The following is a 20,451-nucleotide window of genomic DNA, read 5'->3' on the forward strand; positions in this document are numbered from 1 at the left end:
CGGCTCTCGGCTCTCGGCTCTCGGCTCTCGGCTCTCGGCTCTCGGCTCTCGGCTCTCGGCTCTCGGCTCTCGGCTCTCGGCTCTCGGCTCTCGGCAAGGCACGCCCCCACCGTCCCCACAACTTCACCGACCCTTCACCCTGCAACAAATCCCAGAACTTTTTCCCCTGCACTCTCGTAAACTGAAGCATGCTGGTCACCTCTGCCATTCAAGAGATTTTGCAGGCTGAACGCGCTTTGCTCACCGATTTGCATGCTTTTCTGGAAAGTTCGGGGGCACCTCCAGAGGTCACACAGCACGCCAGAGCCTCTCTGCTGCAACTGGATGAGGTGTTTCTGCTGGTGGTGGTTGGAGAATTCAATGCAGGGAAAAGTTCTTTCCTGAATGCCTTACTCAACACCACTTCATTGCCAGAGGGGGTCACGCCCACCACGGACCGGATTTATGTGCTTTTGAATGGGGAAGATGGGGAACTTGAACCCACCCCTGACCCTTTTGTGGTGAAGAAGCGCTTGCCTCTGGAGGACCTGAACAGCATCGCTCTGGTGGATACCCCCGGAACCAATGCGGTGATCCGTCGGCACCAGACCATCACCGAGGGGTTTTTGCCCAGAGCGGATCTGGTGCTGTTCATCACCAGTGCAGACCATCCGTTCACCGAATCTGAACGGCAATTTCTGGAACTGACCCGCCGTTGGGGCCGCAATGTGATGCTGATCATCAACAAGGCGGATTTGCTGGAAACCGCTCAGGACCGCGAGCAGGTGCTGAATTTTGTGCGTGAGCACGCCACCCACACCCTCGGGGTGACCCCACAGATTTTCATGCTGAGTGCCCGCAACCAGAAACGCACAGGTGAAGACGATGGATTCATGCGTTTCAAACGCACGCTGGTGGATCGCCTGAGCGAAAAAGAACGGGTGCGCCTGAAACTGATGACCCCTCTGGGGGTGGCCAGAGAACTGGTCCGCCTCCACACCGACCATCTGGAGCGCAGCAGGGTGGTGCTGCAAAACGACCTGCAAACCTTTGAGCATCTGGAAATGCAGGCCCGGGTCCACGGCCATGAGGTCAAAGACGAGTTGGCCCACCAGTTGGCTTTGCTGGAAGAACCCTTAAATGCCTTTCAGGAGCGCGCCGAGAATTTCATCAACCGCTATTACCGCATCAGCCGGACACTGGACCTCATGAAGCCGGACCGTCTGGAAGAGAATTTCCGCAAAGAAGCCATTGCCAATCTGGAACGGGATCTGGAAAAAGTGCTCTCGCACAGTGTGGACCGCCTGATGGAAAGCAACTTGCGCTTCTGGGAGGATGTGCAGCACCAGCTGACCAGCCGTTCCAGAGAGAACATCCCCAGAAGCCGTTTCCAGATGGACCGCAGTGCAGTGCTGGAAGCCCTCCGCAACAAAACCGAGGAGCACACCAAAGAGCTTCTGGAACCTTCTGCCACACAGGAATTCAGTGGAAATGCCCAGAGCAGTGTCATGCAAGCGGGCCTGATCAGCGTGGGTGGAATTGGCCTCGGGGCTGCGGTGATCGCCCTGATCGGGGGTGCCGCCGCAGATGTGACAGGCATTCTGGCCAGCCTGACCGGGGTGTTTCTCGGGGCGTATTGGATTCCCATTCGCAGGAAAGCAGCCTTGAATCAGGTGAAAAATCAGGTGCAGGATGCCAAAATCCTGCTGCGTGAAACTTTAAGCCGTGAAGTGAATCTGGAGCAGGAACGTCTGGATGGTCGCCTCAGGGATGCCCTATCGCCTTACACCCGTTTTGTGAAGGCCGAGCAGGACCGCATGAACACCGAGAACCGCAAACTGACCGAATTCATTGCCCGCATCGAGGACCTTGAAGGCCGTGTGCAGTCTTGAATTGATATCCACTTTGAAAACAGGCCACTGAATAACAATTCAGCACAGGCTAGGCCGATGCACCTAAATCAGGGACATCGGCCTTAAACTGTGTCCCAGAGAGGTGAAGATGTTCAGCCTGCCCAGATTGGCCCCCATGTTGTTTGTCCTGTTGTGGAGCACCGGATTCATTGGTGCAAAATACGGGTTGCCTTATGCAGAACCCTTCACCTTTTTGTCCCTGCGCCTGGTGATGGCCACGGTTTTGCTCCTCATTCTCAATGCCTTCATCAAGGAAGGCAAAGCCATGAAGAAAGCCGATTACGGCCACGCTGCGGTGGTGGGTTTCTTGCTCCACGGGGCTTACCTGAGTGGGGTGTTTTATGCCATTCACCTCGGGATGCCTGCTGGCATGGCTGCGGTGATTGTGGGATTGCAGCCCATCCTGAGCACCCTGATTGCCCGCTACACCCTGAGAGAGCAGGGCAGTGTGCTGCAATGGGTGGGGTTGCTGCTGGGCTTTGCAGGCGTGGTGATGGTGGTCAGCCAGAAAATCCATGGCAATGTCCCTGCTCTTGCTTATGTGTCTGCTTTGATCGCTCTGGTCGGCACCACGGCTGGAACCCTGTATCAGAAGCGCTTTGGTTCAGGGATGCCTCTGGTGACCGGAACTGCTGTGCAATATGCCGCCACCAGTCTGGTCCTGATTCCCCTCGCCCTGACTTTTGAAAGCCATCAGGTTCAATTCACCGGAGAATTCTGGTTTGCCCTGATCTGGTTGGTGCTGGTGCTGTCTCTGGGGGCCATTGGCCTCCTGCTGTACCTGATCCAGAGGACCAGCACCGCACAGGTGACCAGTTTGTTTTATCTGGTCCCTCCGGTCACTGCCCTTGAAGCCTTCTTGCTGTTTCATGAAAACCTGAACGCTCTGGCACTGCTTGGCATGGTGGTGGTCGCTGTGGGGGTGTCTCTGGTTTTGAAGCCTGCATCCAGACCGGCCCCTGTGAAAGCCGTGCAACCAGAGGTTTAAATTCAGGTTTTCAGCCAGTACCCGAGCAAAGTCCGATTTTCCAGTGGCACAGCATGCCCTGCAGTCAGTGTGGTTTCAATCTCACTTCCTGAGAAGGACAAAGCAAAATGCAGCAAATCTGAAAGGGCATCGGGCTGCATCACCCCCCAGAGGTGCACCTGATGTCCTTTCAAAAGGGCACATCCGGTCAGGTGGCCTGCCTGATAACACAGCAGGGGAATGTACTCTGGATGCTCCTGCAACTTCATGCTGAGGTGCTGCGAGACAGGTTTTTCCCACTCGGGAAGGTTCCAGCTCTGGCACAGCACTTTCGCAAAGTTGCGGGTTTGCAACCAGTTGACCTGTTCCACCAGATGCCTGCCAGAGGGAGAAACCCCTGTGACCGTGCCCACCTGAAGGGTTTGCACCAGCTTCCGATCTTTGATGGGTGGGCCTGAGAGGCAAAGGGATGCCTCTGGGTGGTTTCCATAAGCGGCATTCAAGCCCAGAATGGGGGTCAAAGGTGCAGCCAGCACCCCCTCAGAGGCACTGGCAGCCAGAGGTTGATGGTAAGCGTAAAGCCTGTCCAGCACCTCCATCTTGAAAATCAATCGTCCAGGCCGAACAGGGCCCGCACGAATTCCTGAGCATCAAAGGGTTGCAGGTCTTCGGCCTTTTCGCCGACCCCGATGAACTTGATGGGCACCCCGAGTTCACGCACGATGGGCACCACGATGCCCCCTTTGGCGGTTCCGTCCAGTTTGGTGACCACCACACCGGTCAGGCCGATGGCTTCGTGGAACTTCTTGGCCTGATTGAGTCCGTTCTGTCCGGTCACGGCGTCCAGCACCAGCCACACTTCGGCAGGTTCGTTTTCGTCTGCTTTCTGGATGACCCGTTTGACCTTCTTCAATTCTTCCATCAGGTTGTGCTTGGTGTGGAGGCGTCCAGCGGTGTCCACCATCAGGAGGTCCACCCCTCGGGCTTTGCGTGCGCTGGCTGCATCAAAAGCCACGGCAGCAGGGTCGCCCCCGTCCGGTCCCTGCACCACATCGATGCCCAGACGGTCTCCCCACACCCCGAGTTGTGCCCCTGCGGCAGCACGGAAAGTGTCTCCAGCAGCGAACATCACGGTGCGCCCGAGCCCTTGATAGTACTGCCCGAGTTTGGCGATGGTGGTGGTTTTGCCCACCCCGTTGACGCCGATCATCATGATCACTTTGCCCTGAGGCAAAACCGTGGTGCGCTTGGCATCGGGTGTGAAGCCGATTTTGCGGTACTGTGCCCTTCTTGCATCAGGTTCGAGTTGCAGGATCAGGGCCTGCATCAGGGCCTCTTGCAGGTTGGTCTGACCGCTGTTTTTGATGTCCTCCAGAATTTCTTCGGTGGCTGCACGGCCCACATCTGCGGCAATGAGGGCGTATTCCAGGTCTTCCAGGGTTTCCAGACGGTTGGTGAAGATGTCTTTGAGGTCTGTTCCCAGAACCCCCACCGACTGGTTCAATTGTTGACGGGTCTTGCTCAGACCCTCTTTAAGCCTTTGAAACCAACTCATAATCCTCCGTATTCTAGCCGACCGAACATCAAAACATCGGGGCAGATGTATCTTTTTTCAATTCACAATTCCAACAGTTCACTTCAGGGCGTTCTGTTGTGCTTCTTTCAGGGCCTGTTCCACAGGCACATTGCCTTTGAGGGCTTTCTCAATGGCAATTTCCAGATCCAGACGCCAGTCGTCCAGTTGAGGGAAAGCGGGCAGGTTCTGGGAGCGCTCAAAGCTCTTGACTGCAGCAGCCAGAATGGGATCCGAAGTCACCTGTTTGGCCACGCTTTTGCGGACAGGCACATAGTAAGACTCGGTGGCCCACTCTTTGAGGTTGTCGGGCTTCATGAGGAATTTCCAGAACTCCATCACCCCTTTGGCCTGTGCATCCGATGCCGATTTCATGACTGCAAACTGGCCTTCTCCAGCAATGGTGGAGCCGGGCAGGGGATAGGCCGACACCTGCAAATTCAGGTAATTGGGATTCTTGAAGGCCAGAGGGAAAGCACTGCTGGGCGCCACCACCATGAAAGTTTTGGTGCGCAGGAAATCAATCACGGCATTCTGGATTTCGCTGGTGCTTCTGGGAATCAGGGCTTTTTTGTTTTTCAGGTTGACCAGTTGTTGCAGGCTTTCTTGCACCACAGGGTCGGTCAGGTTGGGTTTGTTGTCTTTTACGAGGTCTCCGCCCTGACTGTAGACCATGGAAGCAAAAATCCACGATTCCGTGATGAAAGAAACCCCACTGGTCCCCCGAGAGGTCAGTTTCTGGGCCGCAGCATAAAACTCGGGCCAGGTGTCGGGCAGGGCCACATTTTTGGCTTTGAAAGCAGCACCGTTGAAGAAAATCAGCATGCTGCTGGCAGCCCAAGGCAACCCGAAACGACCGTCTTTGTTTTTGCCCACATTCCAGGCCACCGGATAGATGTCAGAGACCAGAGCATCTGGTAGACCTTGTGCCAGTTTGTCGAGGTCTTTGAGTTGACCGCTTTGCATCAGGCGCACAAAAAAGGCATTGTCAATCAGGATGGCAGGAGGGGTGTTGTTGGCCCTCACCCCTGCAATGATTTTCTGTCCCATCTCTTTGTAGCCCCCTGCGTACTCGGGTTTGATGACATATTCGTCCTGGGATTTGTTGAATTCGGTGGCAAACTTGTTCAGCATGGCAGGAGAGGGATCGGCCAGCAGGTAGTGCCAGAGTTTGATTTCGGTTTTGGCTTGAGCGCCCCCGAGCAGGAGCAGCATCAGAACAGACAGTCGTTTCATGCCTGAAATTGTACGTGCAAAACAGGTTAGAAGTTGCACAAAGCGCACAATCCGTTTTGAAATCCATTCGGGAAAGCCGCTTTTCAGACAGACTTTGTGAAAGCCTGCTTGAGAATGTTGTTCCATAGAAAATCAGGTGAGTGGCTTTGATGGTCTTTGAAGCGCTTTCACTTGCGTTCAAAGGCTTTTTCGCCCATCAGGAGGTACGCCATGTAGGCCAGACGCTCACGGTTCGAGTAATTCTCCAGAAAGGTCTTGCTGGTGTTGGCAGGCAAGGGACTGGGGCTCGGACTGGCTTTCATTCCGAGGTCTTTGGCAATCGCAAGGGCTCTGGGCATGTGGATCGAATCGGTGACCACACTGACCGGGGTTTTCACCCACGCTCTGGCATTTTTGAGGTTTTCATAGGTGTTTCGGCTGGTGGTTTCCGCAAAGATTTTCTGTGCAGGAATGCCCCTCTGGATCAGGAATTTGCGGCCTGATTCGCCTTCAGAGAATCTGTCTCCTTCGGCTTTGCCTCCGGTCACGATGATGCAGTGCACTTTGCCGGTTTTGTACAGACCCAGTGCATGTTCCAGACGGCTTTTGAAAACCGGGGAGGGTTTTCCGTTGTACTGTGCTGCGCCCAGCACAATCACGGTGGGTTGGGGAACCGGCAGATTTGCAGGGCTTGCATGGGGGAGTCCCATCATCAACAACGTCAAAATTCCCACTTGTGACCCCTGTGCACGCATCCTGCCATCAACTCCGACCCTCATACTACGTTGCAAGCCAGAGGAATGGAAGGGTGCGGAAATTTAGATTTGTGCCCTGTGCTTTCGGTTTCTGCTTGTGTCTATGTTGATCGGATGCGCTTCGTTGACATGGGGTAAAATCTCTTTGCGAACAACAACAGGAGGCACACATGGGTGGGATTCAAGCAGGACAGATCTGGCTGAACGGCAAACTGGTTCCTCAGGAGGAGGCCCGCATTTCGGTGCTGGCCCACGCCCTGCACTACGGCAGCAGTGTTTTTGAGGGCATCCGTGCATACTCCACGGCCAGAGGACCTGCCATTTTCCGTTTGCAGGAGCACACCGAGCGCCTGTTCAACAGTGCGAAAATCATTCGCATGCCGGTGCCGTACACCGCAGACGAAATCAACGCTGCCATCACATCGGTGGTCAAAGAAAACGCTTACGATGCCTGCTACATCCGGCCTCTGGTGTTCCGTGGAGGGGAATCTCTGGGCCTCAACCCCTTGCCCTGCCCGGTGGAAGTGATGGTGGCGGCCTGGAAATGGGGCACCTACCTTGGAGATGAAGCCATTGAGAAAGGTGCAAAACTGGTCACCTCTTCTTGGGCACGTTCTCCCGGCAACGTGTTGCCCACCAAATCCAAAGCGGGCGGCAATTACATCAACAGTTCTCTGGCCAAAGCCGATGCCATCAGCGCAGGCTTCGATGAGGCGATCATGCTGGACAAAGAAGGCTACGTCTCCGAAGGCAGTGGTGAGAACATCTTCTTCATCAAGGGGAAAAAGATGTATGCCATTGCCCACAGCGTGACCCTGACCGGCATCACCAGAGACAGCATCTTCCACATTGCCCGTGACATGGGTCTGCAAGTTCAAGAGGTGATGGCCACCCGCGATGAGCTTTACACCGCCGATGAGGTGTTCATGACCGGAACCGCCGCCGAGGTGTCTCCCATCTCCAGCATCGACTTCCGTGAAATTGGCACCGGCAAAGCTGGGGAAATCACCAGAGAAATCCGTGGGCGTTACATGGACATCGTCACCGGGAAAAACCCTGATTACGACCACTGGCTGACTTACGTCGAGTGACCTCCTGCCCATTTGAAAGACAGGCAAGGCCTTATGAAAGGGACCTATGGTGATTTTTGGAAACCGCACCCCTGTGGGTGCGGCTTTTCTTGCCAATGTGTTGGTTTTCAATCGTGCCTGTCTATGCCGACCATCACTGTCAGACATGTAAAATTTCTGTACAATATGAATGAACATGACCAGCGCGAAACAGCACCCCCACACCTGTCCCAATTGCAACAAAAAATACCAGGTGGCCCTGTATGAAGTCCTGAACATCGGCACCCATCCAGAGCTGCACGACGAACTGTTCTCCGGCAAAATCAACACCACCACCTGCCCTGCCTGCGGAGAAGTGGGTTTTGTGGAAGAACCCCTGACCTATTACGATCCCAAACTGGAATACTGCGTGCACTTTGTGCCTGCTGCCAGTCTGGAAGACCCCTCTCTGGAGGCTTTCGAGCAATTTGATGAAAACGGTCGGGTGGAACTCTCGGGCAAACGCCTGCCTCCGTATGTTTCCAGCAACCATGTGGTTTTTGACATCAATGAACTGCTGACTTACATTTACTTCCGCCGCAAATTGGCCGAATTCTATCCGATTCTGCGCAAACGCCGCAAAGTCATGTGATGCTGGCTGGGGTGCATGGTTCAAAAAGCACACAACTGGACCCGGAGCACTCCGGGTTTTTTGATGCTTCAGTGGGAATTCACGGTTTTTCAATTTCGCTGGATGCGCTAGCGCATCTTCCACATTTGTGCTAATGTGCCGACTAAGTTGAAGTTGGAATCCCTATGAAATTCAGCAAGCAGGGACATCCAGCAAGCAGGCACGACGGTGAACACCTTGCAGATGATCGAACACATGAACACTCGGGGTGACAGGGGTTTGGGGAATGGCTAAGACACTGGTGATTGTGGAATCGCCCGCCAAGGCGAAAACCATTGAGAAATATCTGGGGAAGGACTACCAGGTGGAGTCCTCCATCGGGCACATTCGTGACTTGCCCAATTCGGCCTCCGAAGTGCCCGAGCAATACAAACAAAAGCCCTGGGCAAGCCTGGGCATCGATGTGGAACATGATTTCAGACCCCTTTATGTGGTTCCCTCCAAAAAGAAACCACACGTTGCCAAATTGAAGGCTCTGGTCAAAGAAGCCCGAGAAGTGGTCCTCGCAACCGACGATGACCGCGAAGGGGAAAGCATTGCATGGCACCTGTATCAGGAACTGAAACCCAAAGTTCCGGTCAAGCGCATGGTGTTCCACGAGATCACCCCTGAAGCCATCCGCAGTGCCATTCAGAACCCCCGCCAGATCGATGAAAACCTCGTGCATGCACAGGAAGCCCGGCGCGTGCTGGACCGCCTGTACGGCTACGAAGTCTCTCCGGTGCTCTGGCGCAAAGTGGCCCCCAAACTCAGTGCTGGCCGGGTGCAGAGTGTGGCCACCCGTTTGCTCGTGGAGCGGGAACGGGAACGCATGCGCTTCAAAAGCGCAGAGTTCTGGAGCCTTGAGGGGCTTTTCAACACCCTCAAAGAAGAACGTTTCACCGCCAACCTGATTGAACTGGGCGGGGTGCGTCTGGCCTCGGGCAAAGATTTTGATCCCCTGACCGGGCGACTCAAACCCGATGCCAAAGTGGTTCTGCTCCAAAAGGCAGATGCTGAAACCTTGCTGGCGCGCCTGAAAGAAGCCCCTTTCTCGGTGATCTCCACCGAGGAGCGCCCTTTCACCCAGAAACCTTATGCGCCCTTCATCACCTCCAGTTTGCAGCAAGAAGGGTCACGCAAACTCGGGTTTTCGGCGCAACGCACCATGCGGATTGCCCAGAAACTCTACGAGCAGGGTTACATCACTTACATGCGCACCGACTCCACCACCCTCTCCAAAGAGGCCATGGAAGCGGCCCGCAAACAGGTGCGCCAGATGTACGGCGAGGAGTATTTGCACCCCTCTCCCCGCACCTACGACAAAAAAGCCAAAAACGCCCAGGAGGCCCACGAGGCCATCCGTCCAGCAGGCTCCAAATTCCGCACCCCTCAAGAGGTCCGGGGCGAACTTTCCGACGAAGAGTTCAAACTGTATGACCTGATCTGGAAACGCACCGTCGCCAGCCAGATGGCCGATGCCAGAGGCCGCAGAATGCAGGTCCGTTTGCAAGGTCTGGACGCGGTTTTCAGCGCCAGTGGCAAAACCATCGATTTTCCCGGATTCCTGCGGGCTTATGTGGAAGGCTCCGATGACCCAGAGGCCGCTCTGGAAGACCGTGAACTGATCCTGCCCTCGATGCAAAAAGGGGACGATGTGCGGGCCAGAGACCTCCGCACCCGCGAGCACCACACCCAGCCCCCTGCCCGTTACACCGAGGCTTCTCTGGTGCAGGCTCTGGAAGCCGCTGGAATTGGCCGTCCTTCCACCTATGCCAGCATCATCTCCACCATTCAGGACCGTGGATATGTGTTCAAGCGTGGAACGGCCTTGATCCCCACTTGGACGGCTTTTGCCACGCAGGCTTTGCTGGAAAACCATTTCTCCAAACTCGTGGATTACAACTTCACGGCCCGGATGGAAGAAGACCTCGACGAAATTGCAGGAGGCCGCATGGAGCATGTGCCTTACCTGCAGGCTTTCTACTTCGGCGATGAGGGCCTCAAATCCCAGATCAAAACACAACTCGACCAGATCGATCCCAGAGCCATCAGCCTGATTCCAGTGCCCGCTCTGAAGGGTGCTGAAATCGAAGTGCGTCTGGGCAAATTCGGGGCGTACATGAAGAAAGGGGAGGTCAGTGCCACCCTTCCCAACGACATTGCCCCCGACGAACTGACCCTTGAGCAGGCCGAAGAACTCCTCTCCAAAGGCGGAGACGATGGCATCCTCGGGCAGGACCCTGAGACCGGTCAGGACGTGGTGGCCAAAGCTGGACGTTACGGCCCTTACATCCAGATGGGCGAAAAAACCGCCAGCCTTTTCCCCACCGATTCCCTGAGTGCCATGACCCTTGAACGGGCACTGCAACTGTTGACCATTCCCCGTCTGGTCGGTGAACTGGACAACGAAGAAGTCTGGGCCATGAATGGGCGCTACGGTCCTTACCTGAAAAAGGGCAAAGACAACCGCACACTGGCCAGCCACGACATGCTGTTCACGGTCACTGTGGAAGAAGCCAAAGCCCTGTTTGCTGCCCCCAGAGGTCGCATGGGACAGGCTGCAGCTCCCCTCAAAGTCTTTGAGTATGCAGACCGCACCCCCATTCTGGTGAAGGTGGGCCGTTTCGGACCTTACCTGACCGATGGAGACAACAACGCCTATTTGCGCACCGGTGAAGACGCCCACGCCCTCACCTCAGAAAAAGCCCGTGAACTCATGGCCGAGCGGGGCAAACCGCCCAAAGCCAGAGCAGGCAAAGTCAAAAAAGCCGCCTCGGGCAAAAGCAGCAAAACCGTCAGCAAGGCCAGCAGCAAAACCAAGGCAACCAGCAAAACGGCCAGCAAAACCCCTGCCAAAACGGCCAGCAAACCTGCAGAAAGCAAGGAAAAAGCCGACTGGAAAGACCTCAAATCCCATCTGGATGTCCTGAACGACACCGAACGCAAGCTGATCGTGGCCCTGCGCGAGGACAACCGCAAAGCCGAAGATGTGGCGCCAGAGCTGGGGCTCGAAGTCAAAAAAGCCAAAGGCATGTACCTGCAGATTTCCAAAAAACTGCAAGAGGCGTGGCGCAAAACCGTCACGGCCTGAGTGCCCTGATTGTCCCTGATTGTAAACTGGAGCATGGATCAAGGCAGGATCACAGGCCAGAAGTGGCCCAGGTCTGCCAAAGGTCCATGCTTCCTTTCTGAAATTTTGCAAAGACAACCATGAAAATCCAGCTCAAGCAACTTGCCCAGACCCTGCCCAACACCCCCATCCACCTGCCGCACACCGGAGGAGACACCCTCACCTGCTGGTTGCTGGAACCCCGACCCGATGAAGCTCTGGACACCTTTTACCTGTGTCTGGAAGGTGAACTGCTGGTGGATTTGCCACATGGAGACTTCGTGCACCTGAAAAAACAGGAAGCTGCCCGCATCGAAGCAGGAAAAACCAGAGTGCTGACCCCGGTGGGGAAGACCCTGGTGCTGATGTTGCGCCTTTAAAAGCTCAGAGGACGGTCCAACTGCCGCCTTGATACTTCAGTTTTCCCTGTTCCAGTAAGGTTTGCAGGTGCTGCACTGCCCGACCCGGCAACCCACCAGAGTGGTGCAGGATGTCCTGAATGAAGGGCTCTGGGGCCTCCCAGTGGAAGATGTCTTTGATCCACTGTTGCAAAGCACTCTGGCTGAGGGGAGGCAGGCTGGTGTTCTGCACCAGAGGCACCTGTACCTCCTGTTCTGTCCCTGAAACAGCCACCACACCCAGAGGTCGGGTGGTGTCGTGTGCTTGAAACACCTGCTGGATCAGGGAGGCGGGAAGGGGATCCTGTCCGTCATACAGCACCAGCAGGCCCGCTTTTCCGGATTGCTCCACCTCATCCAGCAGGGTTTGCAGGATTTGCGCTTCTGCAAAGGTCTGCTGGTCCTGTGCCGGATGTTGCAATGGAAGCACCACAAACTGGTGCTGCTGGGCCAGCAATGCTGCCTGACGGAGGAAAAAGGTGCGTCCAGAACCCTGTTCGCCTGCCACAGTGAACAGGCCCTGATGGTGGGTTCTCAGGTCATGGAGAAACGCTTCCAGAGCACTCAACTGGGCTGCGCGTTCCAGAGGTCGCAACAGGCGGTTGAAATACACCCTCGGTTGTTCTCCGGCCTCATGGGTGATGAACTGGTTGCCTCCTTCTTGCTGGGCCAACAGGAGGCGTTTTTGGGCGGTTTGGAGCAACTGCTCGGTGCTGTCTCCATCTTCGGGGTAGGAGGCGACACCCATGCTGATCGACACCGGGCAGGTCAGAAAGCGGTCCAGAATCCTCTGGCAGACCACAGAAGCCTGTTCTCGGGTGGTGCTGGGCAGCACCAGCACAAAGTCATCCGAGCCGGCCCTGAACAGCAGGTCGGAGGTCCGAATGGATTGGTAGGTCCAGAGGGCCGTGTCTTTCAGGATCTGGTCTCCGGCTGCACTGCCAGCTTGCTGGTTGAACCCTGCAAAATGGTCCAGATCAAAATGGCACACCACCAGAGGGCTGATTTCACGTTCTGCACGGGCCAGTTCTTCGGTCAGACGGGCATGGAGCAAGCCACGGGTGTAAGCACCCGTCAGGGGATCTCGGATCAAAAAATCATCGGGGACAGCTTCAGAATGGTCCATGTTGGCTCCAGAAGTCCAAAAGGGTGAAACAGAATGTTTCAGTGTAGCCCTGAGTGCCTGCAAAAAAGGTGATGGATCAGGCGGTCATTCCAGACCCACAGAGACAAAATTTCCACTGCCTGAACGCAAGGCAGCATTTTTGCGCACCTGCAAAAGGTCCAGCAGCTTTTCAGGTTGCAACACATCTTCTGGAAAGGTCACCAACCCCATGTGTACAGCAACCCCTTCTGTTTGCTGGGATTCAAGGGCCTGCAGGAGCCTCTCGCAGGTCCTTTCCCCATCCACTTTGATGGTGCCGGGCAGCATCAGCACAAATTCGGTGTTGCTGAAGCGGAACACCACATCAGAAGCCCGCAAGGTGCTTTTCAGAACCGCATGGATGTCTCTGGCCTGATGGTCTGACAGGGTACCATTCTGGTGGATGTCCAGCAGGCACAAAGACAGGGCACCCAGTTCTCGGGTGGCCCGGGCGCTTTCCTCATGCAGGCGTGAGGAAAAAAGGGCTTTGCTGTAAGCACCCGTGACCGGGTCATGGATGAGGTTGTCCACATCCAGCACATTCAAGGGATTCGGTTCATCCATCATTTGTCACGTCCTTGTTCAAGAAATGGGTGAAGCATCAAAACTGGGGGGACCAGGAGGTGTACCCACAGTGTATAAAAAATGCCACCCTGCAAACAGGCGAACAAGGCCCGGGTAAGCGCAAAGTTGCTGTCAGGCCATGCCAACACAAAGTAGCCATCAGCCATCAGCGTTCAGCCGTCAGCCATAAGGACAGTTTTCTGGCTGCCCTTTGAAGGGAAAGTCTGAGTGGCGTTCCGTTTGTGTCTTTTTGTTTTGCTGTTTGCAAAAGCCTTTTGGTGAGCTTTTTACTGAAAGCTGATGGCTGATCGCTGAACGCTTTTTCAAGTGACATGCCAAAAGTCAGACTTGAGGCTGACCCTGACAACAGGGCTTTCCTCCCCAATTTCACATCCCCTGTGGTGTTAAAGTGAGATGAAATGGATGTCCTGGAAAAAGCCCTGAACGGAGAACGCCTCTCACACGCAGAGATTGTCTCCCTGTACCATCTGCCCCTCGGGGATGTGGCTGCTGTGGCCCACCAATTGCGCCTCAGGCGGTCGGATCCACAGGTGGTCACCTTCCTGATCGACCGCAACATCAACTACACCAACGTGTGCAATGTGGCCTGCAACTTCTGTGCGTTTTACCGCACCAAACGCCAGTCCGATGCTTACACGCTGGATTACGAGCACATCTCCCAGAAAATCCGTGAGCTTGAAGCAGTGGGTGGCACCCGCATCCTGATGCAGGGTGGGGTCAACCCCGAGTTGCCTTTCGATTACTACACGGGTTTGCTGCGCCACATCAAAGCCCACCATCCCACCATCCGCATCGAGGCCTTCAGCCCTGAAGAAATCCTCGGGTTCGAGAAGTTCTTTGACATGACCGCCGATGAAATTCTGGACCGCCTGATCGAGGCTGGTCTTGACGGTTTGCCCGGTGCAGGGGGCGAGATTCTCGAAGACGACGTGCGGGCGAAAGCGGCACCTGCCCGCATCCGCACCTTTGACTGGTTCCGCATTCTGGACATCGCCCAGAGAAAAGGCCTGTACACCATCTCCACCATGGTGATCGGTTTTGGCGAGACGTTGGAGCAGCGGGCCAGCCACCTGATCAAAATCCGCGATCAGCAGGACAAAGCCTTGCAGGAACATCAAAACGGTTTTGCTGGTTTTGCCATGTGGACTTTGCAAACCGAAAACACCCGTCTGGCAGGAAAAGCCCCCGGCGCAACGGCTTACGAGTACCTGCAAAACCTTGCGGTGAGTCGGATTGCTTTGGACAACCAGCCAAACATTCAGGCTTCCTGGCCTGCACAGGGCTTCAAAGTGGCCCAGACGGCACTGTTCTATGGGGCCAACGATGTGGGTTCAACCATGCTGGAAGAGAACGTGGTGTCTGCTGCCGGAGGTCACACCCGCCATCAGGCCACCGTGCGTGAACTGATCCGCATCATCCACGATGCAGGGTACAAACCTGCCCAGAGAAACAGCCACTTTCAGGTCATCAAGCCGATTGATGCTGTGGCTTTCCTTGAACAACCTGCCCATCCTGTCTGAGTTGGTTGGCACAGTTTGAAATGCCTGTCCCTCCAAATTCTGGAGGGATTTTTGCTGTCTTCAGATTTCAGGAAATCTTGCTTTCTGGCATCCAAAAACATTTTTAAAGTGAAATATGCCTCTCAAATGCACAGAAGTCCCTGACGATGCCTTGATCTGGCGGTACATGGATCTGGCCAGTTTTCTGTTTTTGTTGCAGAGGTCACAGTTGGCCCTCAGGCGGGTGGACACCTTTGAAGACCATTTTGAAGGACACCTTCCAAAGGCTCTGGAATTGCAAGTCAAAGATCAGGAATCGCGCCAGAAGCAACTGGAAACCCGTCTGGCTTTGCATTACATGAGGCAACACACCCATGTGGTGTGCTGGAACGTTTCAGAGCAGGAATGCTATGCGATGTGGAAGATTTATGGCCGTGAGCAAAACAGCGTGTGCATCAACACCACCGTTCACCGCCTGAAAACCGCCATGAAAGCCGTGGACCAGAGGATGGATCTGGTGAAAATCCATTACATCGACATGACCGCCAACAACATCGAATCGGAAGTGCGGGTCAACAACGTCAATTTCAAGGACATCAGTTTTCAGTATGAACAGGAGGTGCGCTTGCTGGCCAACTGCATTGAACCCTCAGAAATGGAAAGCTACACCCATTCCAGACACAGCGCTCTGGAAGATTTCGAGCCTCCCATCTTTCAGGCGTTTGATGTGGACCTTGATGCCCTGATCCAGAACATTTACGTGAACCCCAATGCCGGAGAACACCTCCCAGAGATCATCCACAACCTGTGCGAAACCTACCACGGGGACATCCAGTTGCAGGACCGCTTGCAGCCTTCACGTTTTCTGTGGGAACCCGAGTTCTGACGGTCAGGTGGATGGTCAGGTCAACTCTGGAACCTGGGCCAGTTCACGGATGGGCAGACGAATGGTGAATGTGGATCCCTTGCCGATGGCGGAGTCCACCAGAATTTCGCCCCCGTGTGCCTTGACCAGTTCTTTGACGGTGTGAAGCCCGAGCCCGGTCCCTTTGACCTCCCGGATGGCCGGGTTGTTGCTGCGAAAAAAGCGCCCGAACAGCCTTCTCTGGTCTTCTTCAGAGAGGCCCACCCCATGGTCTTGCACACTCAGGCAAACATCGTCCCCTTCGGTTCTGAGTTTCACCTGCACTTCGGTGTGCGGACTGGAGTATTTGACGGCATTGGACAGCAGGTTCAGGATGGCCCGGGTCATGGCCCGATCATCGATGTCCACAAACAGGGTGCGGGGCAGGTCCAGTTGCAGGGTCATGTGTTTTTCGGTGAACATGGGCGCAGCGACCGTGGCTGCACGACGCACCAGAGCAGCCAGATCCATCTCGCGGATGTCCAGAATGGCGGCCTTGGTGCGGGACACCATCAAGAAGTCATCAATCAAATCTGCAATGCGGCGGGCTTCGGAGCGCATGATGCCCAGAATTTCTTTTTGTTCCTGTGTGGCGTCTGACTCCAGCAACTGTGAAAACCCGAGGATGCTGGTCAGTGGGCTTCTGAAATCGTGCACGATGGCTGCGGCCTGCTGGTCGTGCTGCTCCAACAGGTGGGTGAAGCGGTTGGTGGGGGTGATGGTGCCCACCAGTCCACCACTGGCCAGAGGCCGCAAGGTGATCAGGCCATTCTCGCTGAGGGATTCGTAGCTCCCCTGGCCTTGCAAGACCCTCTCCGTGCCTTCAGCGAGGTCTGGAAGATCGAAAAGTTCCTGCAGTTTGTTCAAAGCAGGGGCATCGCCCAGCAACCTCTGGGAGGAGGGGTTTTGCAAGGTGATCTGACCGCCTGCTTGTGCCAGAAACATGGGGGTGTCCACGTTGTCCAGCAACACCTGCAATCTGGCCCGTTCCTGTGCCAGTTTTTCTTCGATTTCTTGCAGCAACTCCAGCCGTTTGAGGGGACTTCGCAAGGAGGCTTCTTGTCCATTGAACTGCTGGTTTAGACGGCGCAACTGGAGGGTGATCCCCTGTTGTACCTCTGCAAAAGCAAAAATCAGGCGCAAAAGCAGTCCTCCGGTCACGGCAATCAGCAGCGCAGAGAGGGGCAGGATCATGCCTTTCACATGCAAAAATCCTTGCAGGGCCAGCAAAAGCACCACCAGCACACCCACAGCCCTGCCACGCACCTGGGAGAGGGCCACCAGCAAGAAAGCCAGAGCCGTCACCACGCCCATGCCCCATGTGGGGAGGGTGGTGAATCCCCCTTTCAGCAGGGTGTGAACGGCTGTGGCCTGTGCTTCTACACCTGCAATGGGCAGGGGATCTCCGAGCAGGTTGTTGCTGAACGGACTCAGCACCTGATCGCGCTCAATGCCTCCAGCCGTCACCCCAATGAGCACCACTTTGTTTTGCACATCCCCATAACGGAAATTGCCCCGAATCACCTCGGAAAAAGAAAGCTGTAAGAACCCCTGCCCTGGAGGGGCGTTGTACCGCAAGTATTGCTGGTTTTCCTTGGGCAGGACCGGCTGGCCTGTCTGCTGGACCAGTTGGGCTGCAAAGCCCGGATAGGTTTTCCCATCCGAGGCAAAAGTGTAGGCCGTTTGAAAACTGCGTGCAATGTTCCCCGAGGAGGTGTTCAGCAAAATGGCCCCATAAGTGGCGTTTTGCAATTCAGGATGGCGAGGCACCCGTTCACCAAACAACTCGGCGTCTGCAAGCACAATGCCAGGTTGTTGCATGCTCTGCACAAATTCCCTGTCCTGAGCTGAGCGCTCTGGAAAGAGGATGTCCAGTCCAATCGCGGATGCCCCTGCATCTTTCAAGTGGGAAATGGCCTGCACGTACATCCGGCGGTCCCAGCCGCTGATGCGGCCATACTGGGCAAGGGTGGACTCATCAATGGTCACCAGCACCACAGGACTGGGTTCTCGGGCAGGAAGGGTGCGGGTCCAGACGTCCCACAAACCATCATCCAGAGGTTTGAAAACATTGAAGCCCTGCAACACGAGCAGCAGCAGGGCCATGGGCAGCAGCCTGAGATTGCGGGAGGGGTTCACAAAGGCAATCAGGCTTTTGAATGCTGCTGTTCTCATATGGAAAGCATTGTGTCACATGCATGCTTGCAGAAATATGACGGGCATCATCCAACACAAACAGGATTGATGTACCATCAAGAACATCTGCTTTGCACGTCTTTTGATGATGGTGCACATTTTGATGATTGCACCGAGAGCGCGACCTGCAAGAAAGCCAAACCCATGCCTGAACACACCTTTTCCAGACGCCTGAGCGTCGCACCCATGATGGACTGGACCGACCGCCACGACCGGTTTTTCCTGCGCCTGATCAGCCAGCACACCCTGATGTACACCGAAATGGTCACCACAGGGGCCATCCTTTTTGGGGATCAGGACCGCCACCTCGGGTTTCATGCACAGGAACATCCCATCGCTGTGCAACTCGGAGGATCCAACCCCGAGGATCTGGCCCGCAGTGCCAAAATCTGCGAACAGTACGGCTACGACGAGATCAACCTGAATGTCGGTTGCCCGAGTGACCGCGTGCAGAATGGTTTTTTTGGGGCTTGCCTGATGGCCAAACCTGAACTGGTCCGTGATTGCGTGCAGGCCATGCAAGAGGCGGTTTCCATTCCTGTGACGGTCAAGCACCGCATTGGCATTGACGATCTGGACAGTTATGAACTGCTCTTGAAGTTCATTGAAACCGTGCATCAGGGGGGCTGTCACTCTTTCACGGTGCATGCCCGAAAAGCATGGCTCTCTGGCTTGAGTCCCAAGGAGAACCGGGAAATTCCACCCCTCAAGTACGACACGGTCTACCAGTTGAAAAAAGATTTCCCGGAGCTGGAAATCATCATCAATGGTGGCATTCTGGACCTTCAACAGGCCAAAATGCACCTTGAGCACATCGATGGGGTCATGATTGGCCGCGCAGCCTACCAGAACCCCTACATCCTTGCTCTGGCCGACCCCCTGATTTTCGATGACCCGAGACCTGCCAAAACCCGCCGCGAAATCCTCATGGAACTGATGGATTATGCGGCTCAGGAACTGGAAAAAGGGGTGTACATCAGCCGCATCACCCGTCACATCCTCGGGTTGTTTCAGGGCAAACCGGGAGCCAGAGCCTTCAAACGCCACATCAGTGAACAGTCGTTCAAACCCGGCGCAGGCGTTGAAGTGCTGCAACAGGCCATGGATCTGGTGCCAGATTTTGTGCTGGATGAGCGTCCAGAGCTGGCAAACGTTCCTTTGCAATAGAGTTTGAGGTCGTTCCTGGGCTTCCCGGTCTAGAACAGCCAAAATTGTGCACGATGCATTCGGGCTGGATCGGGTTATGATGGTCCACCATGAATCCCCGAGTGCAACTTCCATTGGTCCTGACCATCGGGGTGCTGGCGGTGTCCTGTGCTGCAGTGATCATCCGCTTTGCCTCCAACGCGCACCCCGAGCACACCCCCCTGTTCAGTCTGGTGATCGCAGCAGGACGCTTGACCATCGCCTCTCTGGTGCTTTTGCCTTTCACCCTGCAAGGCCTAAAGAAACACACCATTTCTGGAAGGGCATGGGGCTTCATGCTGGCTTCCGGTGTGATGCTGGCCCTGCATTTCATGACTTGGATCACCTCCCTGAGTTACACCAGCATCGCCTCCAGCACCGCTCTGGCCACCACCACGCCTGTCTGGGTGGCTTTGATCTCATGGTTTTTCCTGAAAAGCCCGCCCACCTTGCAGACCATTGTGGGCATCACCGTGGCCCTTGGCGGAGGGGCTCTGGTGGCTTTTGGGCAGGAGGCCACCTCCACAGCCCCCAACCCCCTGTTGGGCAACCTGCTGGCCCTGATTGGGGCGATGTGTGCTGGAGCGTACTTCATGCTGGGCAGGCAGGCCCAACAACTCGGGGTGCCCACCCAGCTTTATGCAGGATTGGCATATGGGGCTGCTGCACTCACCTTGCTGCCCATGCCTCTGGTGTTCGGCGTGGGGTATCAGGCCCCTCTGGAAGCGTATTTCTGGATTGCCATGCTGGCCCTGATTCCGCAACTGATCGGGCACACCAGTTTCAACTGGGCCATGAAACACATGAACCCCACACTGGTCACCCTCTTGATCCTGCTGGAGCCGGTGGGGTCCAGTTTGCTGGCCATGCTGTTTTTCCGTGAATATCCCGGCCTGCAAGTGATTCTGGGAGGAGTGGTTTTGCTGCTTGGTGTGGCTGTTGCCTCTTTCCCCACCCGCTCCAGAGCAGGTGCTGCTTATTGACCCTTGGGGAATTTGATGAAGTTTTGGACGGTTCAGAGGCCGAAAAACTGCTGGAAAAGTTTGACCCTCTTTTGTTCCCAGGTCCCCATATTCCAGCGGAATAACTGTCCCTCATGAAACATGGCACTTACACCTGACGTCAGCACCAGATCTGCTTCCTCTGTCACAGGTCGGTGGTCCTCAAACCACAGCAATTCCCGATCCAGAAGCAGCGATTCTACCTCCCCCCGGCTGAACGGTGCCAATGGCCAGTCAGCCGCGAAATCAGGATCCTGACCATAACCCCTTACATTGACATAGAGGTTCTCTGCCAGGCCTTCTACA

At 55.4% G+C, this 20,451-nt stretch carries 18 protein-coding genes; 10 read left to right on the top strand and 8 right to left on the bottom strand.

The window, feature by feature from the left end:
- Positions 1-188 precede the first annotated feature (188 nt).
- A complete protein-coding gene (locus Q371_RS21345) occupies positions 189-1,871 on the top strand; it encodes a dynamin family protein (RefSeq protein WP_034344362.1) in 1,683 nt (560 codons plus the stop codon).
- 136 nt (positions 1,872-2,007) lie between these two features.
- Positions 2,008-2,880 carry a DMT family transporter gene (locus tag Q371_RS21350; protein ID WP_211253878.1) on the top strand — a complete coding sequence of 291 codons (873 nt, stop codon included), beginning with the start codon at positions 2,008-2,010 and terminating at the stop codon, positions 2,878-2,880.
- Positions 2,881-2,882: 2 nt separating this feature from the next.
- Here the strand turns inward: Q371_RS21350 and Q371_RS21355 are convergent, their stop codons facing one another.
- From Q371_RS21355 to Q371_RS21370, 4 genes are all read right to left on the bottom strand, one after another.
- Positions 2,883-3,458: a hypothetical protein gene (locus tag Q371_RS21355; RefSeq protein ID WP_157442865.1), complete on the bottom strand. Its 576-nt coding sequence runs from the start codon at positions 3,456-3,458 to the stop codon at positions 2,883-2,885.
- Between the two features lie 8 nt (positions 3,459-3,466).
- Positions 3,467-4,414: a signal recognition particle-docking protein FtsY gene (gene ftsY, locus Q371_RS21360; RefSeq protein ID WP_034344373.1), complete on the bottom strand. Its 948-nt coding sequence runs from the start codon at positions 4,412-4,414 to the stop codon at positions 3,467-3,469.
- Positions 4,415-4,492: 78 nt separating this feature from the next.
- Entirely contained in the window at positions 4,493-5,668 is a 1,176-nt protein-coding gene (locus tag Q371_RS21365) for an extracellular solute-binding protein (protein ID WP_169743901.1), read from the bottom strand.
- 167 nt (positions 5,669-5,835) lie between these two features.
- Entirely contained in the window at positions 5,836-6,381 is a 546-nt protein-coding gene (locus Q371_RS21370) for a YdcF family protein (protein ID WP_051964995.1), read from the bottom strand.
- A gap of 191 nt (positions 6,382-6,572) precedes the next feature.
- Here Q371_RS21370 and Q371_RS21375 point away from each other — a divergent pair, with 191 nt between their 5' ends.
- The 4 genes from Q371_RS21375 to Q371_RS21390 all read left to right on the top strand — a co-directional run bounded on the left by Q371_RS21375 (position 6,573) and on the right by Q371_RS21390 (position 11,613).
- Entirely contained in the window at positions 6,573-7,493 is a 921-nt protein-coding gene (locus Q371_RS21375) for a branched-chain amino acid transaminase (RefSeq protein WP_034344382.1), read from the top strand.
- A gap of 175 nt (positions 7,494-7,668) precedes the next feature.
- Entirely contained in the window at positions 7,669-8,103 is a 435-nt protein-coding gene (locus Q371_RS21380; RefSeq protein WP_034344384.1) for a CpXC domain-containing protein, read from the top strand.
- A gap of 265 nt (positions 8,104-8,368) precedes the next feature.
- Positions 8,369-11,215 (top strand): type I DNA topoisomerase, encoded by a 2,847-nt coding sequence (gene topA / locus Q371_RS21385; RefSeq protein ID WP_034344388.1) that lies wholly within the window; start codon positions 8,369-8,371, stop codon positions 11,213-11,215.
- A 119-nt stretch (positions 11,216-11,334) separates the two neighbouring features.
- A complete protein-coding gene (locus Q371_RS21390; RefSeq protein WP_034344391.1) occupies positions 11,335-11,613 on the top strand; it encodes a cupin domain-containing protein in 279 nt (92 codons plus the stop codon).
- A 4-nt stretch (positions 11,614-11,617) separates the two neighbouring features.
- On the opposite strand, the gene Q371_RS21395 is transcribed toward Q371_RS21390, so the two are convergent.
- Both Q371_RS21395 and Q371_RS21400 read right to left on the bottom strand, forming a co-directional pair.
- The gene (locus tag Q371_RS21395; protein WP_034344393.1) at positions 11,618-12,757 is read right to left on the bottom strand and encodes a GGDEF domain-containing protein; all 1,140 of its coding nucleotides are present in this window, start codon (positions 12,755-12,757) and stop codon (positions 11,618-11,620) included.
- Positions 12,758-12,841: 84 nt separating this feature from the next.
- Positions 12,842-13,342: a GGDEF domain-containing protein gene (locus Q371_RS21400; RefSeq protein WP_034344396.1), complete on the bottom strand. Its 501-nt coding sequence runs from the start codon at positions 13,340-13,342 to the stop codon at positions 12,842-12,844.
- Between the two features lie 416 nt (positions 13,343-13,758).
- Here Q371_RS21400 and mqnC point away from each other — a divergent pair, with 416 nt between their 5' ends.
- Both mqnC and Q371_RS21410 read left to right on the top strand, forming a co-directional pair.
- The gene (gene mqnC, locus Q371_RS21405; protein ID WP_034344398.1) at positions 13,759-14,880 is read left to right on the top strand and encodes a cyclic dehypoxanthinyl futalosine synthase; all 1,122 of its coding nucleotides are present in this window, start codon (positions 13,759-13,761) and stop codon (positions 14,878-14,880) included.
- Between the two features lie 115 nt (positions 14,881-14,995).
- Positions 14,996-15,745, top strand: coding sequence for a DUF2971 domain-containing protein (locus tag Q371_RS21410; protein WP_034344401.1), 750 nt, complete (start codon positions 14,996-14,998; stop codon positions 15,743-15,745).
- A gap of 15 nt (positions 15,746-15,760) precedes the next feature.
- On the opposite strand, the gene Q371_RS21415 is transcribed toward Q371_RS21410, so the two are convergent.
- Positions 15,761-17,938, bottom strand: a complete 2,178-nt coding sequence (locus Q371_RS21415; RefSeq protein WP_034344404.1) for a CHASE2 domain-containing protein — start codon at positions 17,936-17,938, stop codon at positions 15,761-15,763.
- Positions 17,939-18,103: 165 nt separating this feature from the next.
- Here Q371_RS21415 and dusA point away from each other — a divergent pair, with 165 nt between their 5' ends.
- Together dusA and Q371_RS21425 are read left to right on the top strand one after the other, a co-directional pair.
- Positions 18,104-19,126, top strand: a complete 1,023-nt coding sequence (dusA, locus tag Q371_RS21420; protein WP_034344409.1) for a tRNA dihydrouridine(20/20a) synthase DusA — start codon at positions 18,104-18,106, stop codon at positions 19,124-19,126.
- An 89-nt stretch (positions 19,127-19,215) separates the two neighbouring features.
- Positions 19,216-20,127: a DMT family transporter gene (locus tag Q371_RS21425; RefSeq protein WP_051964996.1), complete on the top strand. Its 912-nt coding sequence runs from the start codon at positions 19,216-19,218 to the stop codon at positions 20,125-20,127.
- 32 nt (positions 20,128-20,159) lie between these two features.
- On the opposite strand, the gene Q371_RS27625 is transcribed toward Q371_RS21425, so the two are convergent.
- Positions 20,160-20,451: hypothetical protein (locus Q371_RS27625; protein WP_034344406.1), on the bottom strand; the 292-nt coding region annotated here is incomplete at its 5' end.

Origin of the sequence: Deinococcus misasensis DSM 22328 (assembly GCF_000745915.1) — a bacterium.
Lineage (GTDB): Bacteria > Deinococcota > Deinococci > Deinococcales > Deinococcaceae > Deinococcus_C > Deinococcus_C misasensis.

What these genes read in the sequence shown, in the direction of transcription:
- Q371_RS21365 (WP_169743901.1), bottom strand. Translation starts at nt 5,668, where the DNA reads ATGAAACGACTGTCTGTTCTGATGCTGCTCCTGCTCGGGGGCGCTCAA.
- Q371_RS21350 (WP_211253878.1), top strand. Translation starts at nt 2,008, where the DNA reads ATGTTGTTTGTCCTGTTGTGGAGCACCGGATTCATTGGTGCAAAATAC.
- Q371_RS21400 (WP_034344396.1), bottom strand. Translation starts at nt 13,342, where the DNA reads ATGATGGATGAACCGAATCCCTTGAATGTGCTGGATGTGGACAACCTC.
- Q371_RS21380 (WP_034344384.1), top strand. Translation starts at nt 7,669, where the DNA reads ATGACCAGCGCGAAACAGCACCCCCACACCTGTCCCAATTGCAACAAA.
- Q371_RS21395 (WP_034344393.1), bottom strand. Translation starts at nt 12,757, where the DNA reads ATGGACCATTCTGAAGCTGTCCCCGATGATTTTTTGATCCGAGATCCC.
- mqnC (WP_034344398.1), top strand. Translation starts at nt 13,759, where the DNA reads ATGGATGTCCTGGAAAAAGCCCTGAACGGAGAACGCCTCTCACACGCA.
- Q371_RS21390 (WP_034344391.1), top strand. Translation starts at nt 11,335, where the DNA reads ATGAAAATCCAGCTCAAGCAACTTGCCCAGACCCTGCCCAACACCCCC.
- dusA (WP_034344409.1), top strand. Translation starts at nt 18,104, where the DNA reads ATGCCTGAACACACCTTTTCCAGACGCCTGAGCGTCGCACCCATGATG.
- ftsY (WP_034344373.1), bottom strand. Translation starts at nt 4,414, where the DNA reads ATGAGTTGGTTTCAAAGGCTTAAAGAGGGTCTGAGCAAGACCCGTCAA.
- Q371_RS21375 (WP_034344382.1), top strand. Translation starts at nt 6,573, where the DNA reads ATGGGTGGGATTCAAGCAGGACAGATCTGGCTGAACGGCAAACTGGTT.
- topA (WP_034344388.1), top strand. Translation starts at nt 8,369, where the DNA reads ATGGCTAAGACACTGGTGATTGTGGAATCGCCCGCCAAGGCGAAAACC.
- Q371_RS21355 (WP_157442865.1), bottom strand. Translation starts at nt 3,458, where the DNA reads ATGGAGGTGCTGGACAGGCTTTACGCTTACCATCAACCTCTGGCTGCC.
- Q371_RS21415 (WP_034344404.1), bottom strand. Translation starts at nt 17,938, where the DNA reads ATGAGAACAGCAGCATTCAAAAGCCTGATTGCCTTTGTGAACCCCTCC.
- Q371_RS21410 (WP_034344401.1), top strand. Translation starts at nt 14,996, where the DNA reads ATGCCTCTCAAATGCACAGAAGTCCCTGACGATGCCTTGATCTGGCGG.
- Q371_RS21425 (WP_051964996.1), top strand. Translation starts at nt 19,216, where the DNA reads ATGAATCCCCGAGTGCAACTTCCATTGGTCCTGACCATCGGGGTGCTG.
- Q371_RS21345 (WP_034344362.1), top strand. Translation starts at nt 189, where the DNA reads ATGCTGGTCACCTCTGCCATTCAAGAGATTTTGCAGGCTGAACGCGCT.